The 6,710-nt window shown below is 51.6% G+C and carries 7 protein-coding genes; 3 read left to right on the top strand and 4 right to left on the bottom strand.

From position 1 onward, the window contains the following. The 3 genes from VLA04_01235 to VLA04_01245 all read left to right on the top strand — a co-directional run. Positions 1-281, top strand: a 281-nt coding sequence (locus VLA04_01235) for a hypothetical protein (protein ID HSI20320.1), incomplete at its 5' end; no start/stop codon positions are given. Next, on the top strand, positions 278-1,387 hold the full coding sequence (gene dnaN, locus VLA04_01240; GenBank protein HSI20321.1) for a DNA polymerase III subunit beta: 1,110 nt from the start codon (positions 278-280) through the stop codon (positions 1,385-1,387). The genes VLA04_01235 and dnaN, both read left to right, overlap by 4 nt. A gap of 13 nt (positions 1,388-1,400) precedes the next feature. After that, entirely contained in the window at positions 1,401-2,426 is a 1,026-nt protein-coding gene (locus VLA04_01245) for a DNA replication/repair protein RecF (GenBank protein ID HSI20322.1), read from the top strand. A 502-nt stretch (positions 2,427-2,928) separates the two neighbouring features. Here VLA04_01245 and VLA04_01250 read toward each other — a convergent pair. The 4 genes from VLA04_01250 to VLA04_01265 all read right to left on the bottom strand — a co-directional run. After that, positions 2,929-5,025, bottom strand: coding sequence for an RNase J family beta-CASP ribonuclease (locus tag VLA04_01250; protein HSI20323.1), 2,097 nt, complete (start codon positions 5,023-5,025; stop codon positions 2,929-2,931). A 31-nt stretch (positions 5,026-5,056) separates the two neighbouring features. Further along, positions 5,057-5,635 (bottom strand): uracil-DNA glycosylase, encoded by a 579-nt coding sequence (locus VLA04_01255; GenBank protein HSI20324.1) that lies wholly within the window; start codon positions 5,633-5,635, stop codon positions 5,057-5,059. Between the two features lie 58 nt (positions 5,636-5,693). After that, positions 5,694-5,993, bottom strand: coding sequence for a hypothetical protein (locus tag VLA04_01260; GenBank protein ID HSI20325.1), 300 nt, complete (start codon positions 5,991-5,993; stop codon positions 5,694-5,696). Beyond that, positions 5,990-6,710 (bottom strand): penicillin-binding transpeptidase domain-containing protein (locus VLA04_01265; GenBank protein ID HSI20326.1); only part of this gene is annotated, 721 nt, incomplete at its 5' end. The genes VLA04_01260 and VLA04_01265, both read right to left, overlap by 4 nt.

A 6,710-nucleotide genomic window follows, 5' to 3' on the forward strand; every position in this document is an offset into this window, starting at 1 on the left:
TTTTCTTTATATATTCTCTAGTAATAGTAGTAGGGGCCTGTGGAAAAGGGGATAACGTAATAAAAGCCTTGGTGAAAGCCGTGAATCGCTACAATTCAGCTGTGCATAAGGCGGTGTATAGAAATGGGGAAATGGGGAAATGTGTGATAGCCTTTACGTGTAGTTGGGGAAAAGCCCATTTCATCCCCATGGTTTCCCCACAGTTCTCCCCAATTTGTCCAATCGAGAAACTGATGTTATCCCCAAGTAATCCACAGGTTTTCCACAGGGCCACGACATGAAATTCACTTGTTCACGCGAAGACTTAGATAAGTACCTCCAGCATGTAGGGAGGGTTGTCACAGTACGGCAAAGCCTGCCGGTCCTTTCGAATGTCCTCATTGAGACGGATGGCTCTTTGGTGCGGATAAGTGGTACGGACTTAGAATTAGCGGTCTCTGCCAATGTCCCTGCCCAAATACAGCAAGAGGGCGCTTTTACTGTCCCGGCAAAGGTATTCCAGGAATTTGTGCATCAGAACCCAGATGACGAGCTTCTCTTTAGATTAGAGGGGAATGAGTTGGTGTGTAGCGGCTCTAAGGTAGAGGCGCGTCTGGCAGGAATTGATCCTGAGGAATACCCAGCCCTACCTAAGGTGGAAGAGAAGCAGAAAATCCTCCTCCCTGCCTCTAGGTTTGCTGACGCGGTGCGCCAGGTGGTAATTGCGTGTGCTACAGACCCGGCGCGCCCAGTGCTTACGGGTATCCTCTTAACTCTTAATGAGAGTTCTGCCACCCTTGCGGCCACCGATAGCTTCCGCCTTGTGGAGAAAGTAATTGAGATACTTCCTGTTGGATCTCCTCAACAACTGTTGATTCCGGGACGAAGCATTCAGGAGGTGGTGCGAGTACTTGCGCAGTTCCCACTGGAAGAAAGTATTGAATTGGTACTTGGTGACCAGCAAATTATCTTCAAAATTGGGGGCGTCGAGGTGTACTCCCGCCTTTTGCAGGGGAAGTTTCCTCCCTATCAGTCCATTATTCCCACTACGTTTGTGGCTCAGGCAGATGTGCCGACTGCGGAACTTATTCAGGCACTGCGCCTCGCCACAATTTTTTCCACCGCCGGAATTGCCAATATTATGTTGGAAATTGATGCTGCGGGCACCCTGATACTTTCCAGTTACGGCTCTCAAAGGGGGAATGCAAAGAATACCCTCTATGCCGTGGTTAAGGAGGGCTTTACACCGATTAAAGCAGCTTTTAATGCTCGGTTCCTTTTGGATGCCGCTGGCGCTACCGGAACAGACCTAGTACAGCTCCGCTTCAGTGGATCTACCTCGCCCCTCGTTATAGGAACAGAAGATCAGCAGTACCTGCAGCTCGTCATGCCTATTCGGTTGGATTAGGGGTGAAAATTGCATGATTGAAGAGCTACAGCTGCAGAATTTCCGTAATCACACCGACCTGTCGGTGAAGTTTGGGCATCAAACAGTGTTGGTGGGCCCAAACGGAGCGGGGAAGACTAATATTTTAGAGGCTGTCTCACTTCTCTCTCTCACAACCTCCTGGCGGGCCGGAAAAGATAGTGAAGTAGTTAGTTGGGATGCACCCTTTGCTCGCATTGTGAGTGGTGACAAAGAGATGGTTATTCAACGCAAGCCATACTACAAGCGCATTCGGATAGATGGGCTCAGTAAAAGGGTGGGGGAGGTTGTAGGTACGATGCCAACTGTCCTCTTCCAACCCGATGACAGCCAGCTGATTACGGGCAGCCCAAGTTATAGGCGCAACGCCCTCGACCGCTTGCTTGCCCAGTCTGTACCTGGTTACCTTACTTCCTTGAGTCGTTTACAGCGTGTGTTAAAGCAGCGTAATAAACTCCTTAAGCAGATTCAGGAGCGCGAGGCGCAAATCGAGGAGCTTGCGTACTGGGATGAGCAATTGGCTGCCGAAACTGCCATAATCCGGGCTGCCCGATCAGAAGCGGTACCGGCTTTTGCGGCTACGGTTACAGACAAGTTTGCTGAACTTATTTCAGACGTCCCACCGGTTACCATCCAATACGACCAAAGTCCCCGCCACGCCGCCACAGAAGAGACCATCCTCCATCATCTCCAGGAGAACCATTACAAAGAAATAGGGGCGGGCGTTACTTTATATGGCCCGCAGCGTGAAGATATTACTTTTATGTGGGGTGAGCACCCAGCAGCCGAGGGAATGTCCCGTGGCCAGATTAGGGCACTTGTCCTAGCCTTTAAATTGGCGGAAGTGTGCCACGTAGAGGTGAGTACGGGTGCCTCACCAATCCTTCTCTTGGACGATGTCTACTCTGAATTTGACCAGGAGCGACGCAAGGCAGTCACAAAACTGACAGAAGAGTACCAGTCTATTCTTACAACTACAGATGTAGAAAAGGGGTATAAGGGCGAGGTTATCGAGCTTTAGCTTGTGAGTTAGGGACGTATTTGTTACCTTGCGAGGTAACAATCAAGGTGATTCCTTGAGGAGGTACATCAATGCGTTGGGTTGTTTGTGTGGCGCTGTTCTGTTCGGCGTTCATATTGGGTGTATGGGGTTGGAGTGCGGGGCCTGATGAGTGGTACGTTTCAGTCTTAGGATATATAGGTGCCTTGGGAGCGGTATTCCTTGCGTTCCAGGCTCTTGACCATGCTAAGGCTCAATCGGATCCACCGAGACGAAAGTCGGACTACACTAGCAAGAGGATTGATCTTACTGGTTGGTCAGCGGGCCCTGGAAAACTACCACCTAATGATCCTCCGGACGACGGAGGCCAGTCGGGTCCAGATGGTTCCCTGGGTGTTCCACTATCTCCTTCTCCCACTGGCCGTGGCGGAGGCGAGCGCAAAGTCTACGACATCTAACTTTGCCAATACCAAAGATGCCACCCAATTGGGTGGCATTTTTTCTCAAATCAGCGAATTCTCCCTTAAACTTCGATGATAACTGGGATCACCATTGGCTGGCGCTCAGTCTTCTGGAAGAGGAGTTTGGACAAGAAGTCACGGAGTTCATTCTTGGTGCTGGTCATGTCAAAGCCAGGCTTTGCAGCGGCAGCATTCAGGATGCGCTTAATCTCGTTGCGGATATCGTTAATGAACCGCTCGTTTTCACGCATGTAGATGAACCCACGGGAAATAATGTCTGGTGAGCTGGTGAACTGCTTCTTGTGGCTATCGTAAATGGCGATAACAACGAAGATACCTTCTTGAGCCATGGCTTTACGGTCGGAGAGAACGATGTTGCCAACGTCCCCAATACCCAAACCGTCTACAATGACGTATCCAGCTGGTACCTGTTCCTCGGTAAGGTACACCTTACCGGTGTGATCCATTTCGAGAACGGTACCGTTGTCACCAAGCATGATGTTGCCAGGGGTAACGCCTACTTCTTCTGCCAGCTTACCGTGGACGATACGCTTGGAGCGCTCACCATGAAGTGGGATGAAGTAGTTTGGCTGCATAAGCGCAAGCATGAGCTTGAGCTCTTCAGCATATGCGTGGCCAGTGGTGTGTACGTCGAGCATCTTGTTATAGATGACGTTGGCGCCACACTTATAGAGTGCGTTCATAACACCCTCTACTGACTTCTCATTTCCAGGGATAGGGGAAGCAGAGATGATGACGGTGTCACCGCGCTTAATCTGCAAGGTTCGGTGTTCGCCGGTAGCCATGCGGTTAAGGGCAGCCTTTTCCTCACCCTGGGCACCCGTACAAATGATGAGGAGCTTGTCATCATCAAACTTGTTCATTTCCTTTTCAGAAATGAGGGTGTTTGGTGGGAATTGAATGGCGCGCAGGTTAACGGCCATTTCCACGTTGTTCTGGATGGAGCGCCCAATAATGAGTACTTTCCGTCCAGCGCGTGCAGCGGCGTTAATGGTCTGCTGAATACGGTTCAGGTTAGAGGCAAACATTGCCACTACAATCCGGCTCTTTGCGTCGTTGATGACGCTGGAGAGGGACTGCTCAACAATCTTTTCTGAGATCGAGAAACCAGGCTTTTCGGCGTTGGTTGAGTCTGAGAAGAGAAGGTCTACTCCTTTGGCACCGATCATGGCCAAGTCCCGAAGGTCTACTGGCTTGTTGTCAGCAGGGGTGTAGTCAAATTTCCAGTCGGTTGCGTATACGATACGGCCGTTTGGCGTTTCAATTTCCAGGCCAAGAGCACCAGGAACGGAGTGTACGAGGTGGAATGGACGGATACGGAACGCGCCAAGCTGGAGGACGTCCTTGTTTGGTTCAATGGTGACGCATTTGTTGCGGCCGACCAGGTTGAACTCCTCGAGGCGGTGCTTCACCATACCCATGGTAATGGCAGTGCCATACATGGTTGGGAAGCCAAGGCGCTCTACAAGGTAAGGGACAGCACCGATGTGGTCCAAGTGACCGTGGGTAATGATGGCGCCACGAATCCGGTCCTTCTTGTCTTCAAGGTAGGTAATGTCCGGGATGATGTAGTCGACACCAAGCATCTCTGAGTCTGGGAATTGGAATCCCATATCGATGATCAGGATATCCTTGCCATACTCAAAGGCAGTCATGTTCTTACCAATTTCCTCAAGACCACCAAGTGGGATAATCCGCAGCTTAGGGTTGCTTGGGTTGTTGGTTACCGTGGTAGCGGCTTCCTTTGGCTGGCTGCCAGCAGGAATGTTTGGGGGCACAGGACGGCTTGCCTGTTGCTGCTCTGCTAGGCGGCTCGTTTGTGGAGGCATAGCAAAGTGAGGGCGGCCCGACTGGCCTGGACCCTGAGGGCCGCGGGGACGTGCAGCCTGGTAGAAGGTTGTCTTCTGTCCGGACTGGTCTACTGGCTGGCGGTCAGGGCGCTGAGGACGGTTGCCGGTTGGTTGTGGGCGACGGTCAAGAGCAGGTGCCTGAGGCACTGCAGGTGTAGTAGAAGCTGCGGCAGGGGCATCTACGGGTTTGTCCCGCAGCTGAACCTTGCGAGGGCGCTTCTGTCTCTGAGGTAGTTTTGATTGGTTCTCTTCTGAGAACGCATCTTTATTGGTTGTAATGATGTTCATACGAACGTTTTTTGAATGATTTATGAATTGTTTATCCTATTGGCCGGCTAAGGGCTTTAAGGGTTTTGGGTATGTTTTGAAAGTCTTCGAGGAGGGTTTGCCGCATGCCACCGTTATAGAGTGCAACTGCTGGGTGGTAGAGGGCTAGGTATACGCGGTCTTTGTATCTTTTAGGTTGTCCATGTACTTCGGAGATTTTGAGGTCCGGTACAAAGTGGCCTAGGGCGTGGCGGCCAAGCGTGACAATGAGCTTGGGATTAATGAGAGTGAGTTGGTTGTCTAAGTACGTAGGAGCGCAAGTGGCCTTTTCATCCGGGAGAGGGTCTCGATTGCCTGGCGGGCGGCATTTCACGATGTTGGTGATAAATACATCGTCGCGGTTCATGCCGATTGAGGCAAGGAGTTCATCGAGAAACTTTCCCGAAGCCCCGCAAAAGGGGATGCCTTGTTCGTCTTCTTTCTTTCCAGGGCCTTCTCCAATGAAGACAACCTCAGCGTGAGGGTTGCCGGTACCGGGAACAGCGTGCGTACGGCCTTCACAGAGGCGGCACAAGGTGCAGCTGGATATTTGAAGCGCGAGATCATGCAGTGCAGCCGGTACTGGGTCCATCCCAAGAGAGCTTGGAGGAAAATAATAAAAGGGAACAAGAGATCGATCAAACGTACGCTTATACTGTAGCGCTACTTGGGCTGATTGTCAATCTGATTCGGGTAGGAACGGGCAGGTTCTTACCTGTTGTGAAGATTTTTAAGTCTTGTAAAAGCTTCCCTTCAATGTGGCGGAATTTCATTTGGTTTTCTAAGGGGAGGTGGATGTTGAGGGTGCCGTTCACTAGGGAAGACGCACGGAACATGCCGGGGTAGAGGCGTTCCGCCTCTTGGCAAACGGTTCCCGCCAGCACGGCGGCACTTAGGCCATGGCGGGCTAGGCTGTTCCCAATCAGGTTATTGGTCTTTTTCCAACTCATCTCTCTCCAATGAACTCGGTTGGTGTGTTGGTGGTTGCAAAGAGCTGCTCGCCCTCCCCAAGAGGCTCGTTGAAGGCGCCACGCAAGATTTCCTCAGCGACCGGTACGGATGAGTAAAAGCTTTCACCGCCACCCTCAATGAGGATGGAGAATGCAATGGTGGGGTTCTCATACGGTGCAAAGCCGCTGTACCAGGCGTTAAGCATCCCTTGGTTCCCAAACTGAGCGGTACCAGTCTTTCCTGCCGAAGTAACCTTTAACCGGTTGAGGGGACGTGATGATCCCGAAACTACCGTTTGACGCATACCCTCGCGCACAACCTGGAGGTGGGCTGGGTCCACAAACCCTTGGGCAAGCGGGGTTCGAGGAAAAGGTATCTCTTCATTTGTCACAGGGTCGACATGGGACCAAGCTAGGGTTGGCTTCCAAAGTGTCCCGCCATTGGCGATGCTGGCAGTGGCAGAAGCCAGCTGAAGTGGGGTGGCTAATACAAATCCCTGGCCAATCGAGGCCTGGTACGTGTCGCCAATGTACCAATTGTCTTTAATAACCTCTTTTTTCCAGGCAGGAGTAGGTACCAGACCACTTGCTTCACCAGGAATATCGATGCCTGTTTTAGCGCCAAACCCAAACTTTTGGTAGTACTCAGCCAGCCTATCGATCCCAAGGCCCTTCATGTTCCGCTCCTCCCATCCACCACCGAGGGCGTAAAAGAAG

The sequence above is a fragment of the Verrucomicrobiia bacterium genome (assembly GCA_035460805.1).
Lineage (GTDB): Bacteria > Patescibacteriota > UBA1384 > CAILIB01 > CAILIB01 > DATHWI01.

What these genes read in the sequence shown, in the direction of transcription:
- dnaN (HSI20321.1), top strand. Translation starts at nt 278, where the DNA reads ATGAAATTCACTTGTTCACGCGAAGACTTAGATAAGTACCTCCAGCAT.
- VLA04_01245 (HSI20322.1), top strand. Translation starts at nt 1,401, where the DNA reads ATGATTGAAGAGCTACAGCTGCAGAATTTCCGTAATCACACCGACCTG.
- VLA04_01250 (HSI20323.1), bottom strand. Translation starts at nt 5,025, where the DNA reads ATGAACATCATTACAACCAATAAAGATGCGTTCTCAGAAGAGAACCAA.
- VLA04_01255 (HSI20324.1), bottom strand. Translation starts at nt 5,635, where the DNA reads ATGGACCCAGTACCGGCTGCACTGCATGATCTCGCGCTTCAAATATCC.
- VLA04_01260 (HSI20325.1), bottom strand. Translation starts at nt 5,993, where the DNA reads ATGAGTTGGAAAAAGACCAATAACCTGATTGGGAACAGCCTAGCCCGC.